The following is a 3,145-nucleotide window of genomic DNA, read 5'->3' on the forward strand; positions in this document are numbered from 1 at the left end:
TGCCGGCGTGCTGATCTCCGTGACGGTACTGGTGTTTTCACCCAATCTTCGGTTCGAATACCAGTTCTCAAAACTGGAACCCACGTTTCCGGAATATGAAGAATTCAGAGCGTTCGCAAGCGGAGTCTTTTTTTTAGAGTCTCGTGGGCTCGGAGATGTGTATAAGAGACAGGGCAGGGGGTCGTTGTCCGCGATGGCCATCGGGCCCTCCTCTAGGACGACCTGGGTCGCCAGGACCGGATGAAAGGACAGATGGCGTCCAAGCGCTGGATGGGTGATCCCGGATCGCCACAGCAGTTGTGGGGCATCCAGCGCCCCGGTGGCCAGCACCACGTGGGGCGTGGTGTGAAGGGTGCCCTCCACCCAGACTCCGCTGACCTGAAGGCCTTCCAGTTCGAGGCGATCCACCGCGCCGCTCAGCCGTGTCACCGGCCGGGATGCCGCGGCGAGCACATCGGCGGGAGCGCTGTAGTGAATGGTGTGGGAACCAAGCCTGCGCCCGGCGAGCGGCAGGGGGCTGAAACAGCGACCCTGCCCGTTCAGGATGGGCTGCAGGGCTGCACGGATCAACGCGGCGCGGCCGCTGTCGGCGAACGCGTCCTGGCGGACATCCAGGAAACCCTCCACCTGGCGGTAGGCCTGGTCCCATTCCTCTTCCGACAGCTGCTCCGGCCGGTCCAGGCCGGCGGCGGCCCTGGGGCAGTTGTTGGTCCAGAGGATGCCGCTGCCACCCACGATCGAGCTGATGTAGGCCCCCGGCAGGGCAGCGGCGGGGGCTGCCGAGTCGAGATAGCTCACGTAGTGATCGACGGCCGGGAACCACCCGTCAGGGTCGTTGCGGAACTCGGCCCGGTTGCGCAGATGGGAGCCGGGAGGGTCGCTCACCGCCCGACCCCGCTCGATGATCAGCACACGGCGGCCGGCCTCGGCGAGGACGCGGGCCACGCAGGCACCCGTCAGCCCATTGCCGATGACGATGTCATCCCACGGGGCCATGGCCATCCGACGACTTTTCTGAAGGTATCGCGTCAGGCGGGGTCTGAAAATTGGTGTGAAAAGATCATTGCCGTTCCTGGATGTGAACTGGATGGCCGATGCTCAAGCGGTTGTCTGGCCCCAGGGCAGCAGGCTGAGGATCTTCGCGGGAGCCTGTGCCATCGCCCTGAGTCTGGGGGTGGTGCGCTTCGACTTCGCGGCGCTTGGTCGCCAGATGCTGGAATCCGGTTGGGTGGACCCGCAGGCCATCGGCCGCCTGGCGGGACTCAACCTTGCCGGGTACGTGCTGGGATGCCTCCACCACACGAGGATCCGCAGCTCCGCGGCATTCAGGCGCGTGATGGCGCTGTCCCTGGCGGTGACAGTGGCCTCTCTGTGGCTCGAAGCTCTGGGCCTCGGCAGCTGGTGGCAGGGACTCTGGCGAGTGCTGGCGGGCTGGGCTTCGGGAAGCCTGATGGCGGGGGTCCCCGGCCTGGCCCTCCACGGTCTGAGCGGGCATCGGCGCCGTCGCGGCACGGCCCTCGTGATGGTCGGTGCCGGTCTGGGCACCGTGGTGGGGGCGGTGGCGATCGGATCGCTGGCACCGCGTTCCGCGTCCATGGCCTGGGTGGTGCTGGCAGCGCTGGCCTCGCTGCTGGCAATCCCCGTCGGCTGGCTGCTGCGGCGCTCAGCCGGCGCGGCTGCCTCGCCGCCCAGCCGCCGCAGCAGCGAGGCGGCCGGTCTTCGGGGTGACCTGATCTCAGCAGAGTCCGTCTGGGCAAGTCCCGCGCTCCGCTTCCTCTCCCTGGGCTACCTCCTGATGGGGGCCAGCCAGGTTCCCGTCGTGCTCTACGAGCCCCTGGTCGTGAGCCATCGCTTCGGTGTGTCCCCGGGGTTGAGCAGTGATTCGCTGTCACTGCTCGGGGTCGGCTGTGCCACGGGTGCCCTTCTGGCAGCCAGTGTTCCCAGGTCCTGGCCCACCCGGTCCCTGCTCGCTCTCGGCTCCTGGGTCGGCCTGGGCGGCAGCGTCCTGTTCTTGCTGGGGCGCTCCCTGCCCGTGGTGGCGGCGGCAACCTTTCTCACCGGCGCCTGGATCTGGATCATGGTGACGCTCACCTTCGACCGTCTTCAGGAGCTGGTGCCAGAGGCCCAGCACAGAGCGACGTGGGCCTGGCTCACCGCGCTGCTGGGCATCGGCTTCATGCTGTTTTCATTCGGTTGCGCCCAGTTGGCCACGGATCACCTGGACAACGTGCTGCTGCTCGGAACCGCATTCATGGCCCTGCATGTGGTGATAGAGCTCAGGCAGATGCAGGCAGACTGAGAGTGGGTTGTGGTATCGGAGTGTGGGCTTAACAAATGGATGCACCAAAGGTGACACACAATCACTTTCTCACTAGGCTGCAAACGAATACCGTGATCAGCGTTTGTGGGTCAGATTGAAGGTGCGTCGTTWGATGGGCCGGTCAACGTTGTGGTGGGTGAGTGTCACTATGCCGAACCAGGCGTTGCACCTGACCCGGCCCGCATGTAGGTGTCCGTGACGTGTAGCTGACAGGCTGGGCCGGGCAGGGGTGAGCTGTGTCGTTAGCCGTAAGAGAGACGAACAATGAAAGTAGATTCGGCATACATATCCGTGAAAGATCGTAAGCGCGCGGAAGATCTTTGGAAGAAGGTATTGAATTCGATCCTGAAATGAAGAATGATTCGTTCGCATTCTTCAATTTGAATGGGTTTATGTTTGGGCTATTTGACGCATCAAGTTTGGGCGAGAAACTCGGCTACGGGAACAATTGCGCTCTAAGTCTTCATGTTGATGACGCCAATATGGAGGTCAAAAGAATCGGAGAGTTCGCTAAGATTGTAATGCCTGTAACCGCCGTAAGCACTTGCCTTGTGTTCCAAATCGAAGACAGTGAAGGTAATGTCGTTGAGTTTTACTCTACGTTAATAAGGGTAACAGCCAACAAATCAGTTAGCTACGCGCCTACGGCGCCGGACCCAGCAAAGCTACGCCGGTTATTGAGGCGTTAGGGAGGCTCTGGAAAACCCGAGCCATCCGCGCGAAAATATCCCTGTAATCGCAGGCGCGGACTGGGTTCATGGGCAGCAAGCAGCTCGGATTCGGTGATTACGAGCAGACCACGGCCAAGAAGCGCACGAGGCGCGA

Annotated in this window: 2 protein-coding genes; one reads left to right on the forward strand and one right to left on the reverse strand. The window is 62.8% G+C overall.

The window, feature by feature from the left end:
- On the reverse strand, positions 1 to 1,002 hold a 1,002-nt coding region (locus tag IQ216_RS12860; protein ID WP_370566748.1), incomplete at its 3' end, for a GMC family oxidoreductase N-terminal domain-containing protein.
- 85 nt (positions 1,003 to 1,087) lie between these two features.
- On the opposite strand from IQ216_RS12860, the gene IQ216_RS12865 reads away from it, so the two are divergent.
- Positions 1,088 to 2,299, forward strand: a complete 1,212-nt coding sequence (locus IQ216_RS12865; protein ID WP_193815787.1) for a YbfB/YjiJ family MFS transporter — start codon at positions 1,088 to 1,090, stop codon at positions 2,297 to 2,299.
- Positions 2,300 to 3,145 lie beyond the last annotated feature (846 nt).

This window comes from Cyanobium sp. LEGE 06143 (genome assembly GCF_015207535.1).
Taxonomy (GTDB): Bacteria; Cyanobacteriota; Cyanobacteriia; order PCC-6307; family Cyanobiaceae; genus NIES-981.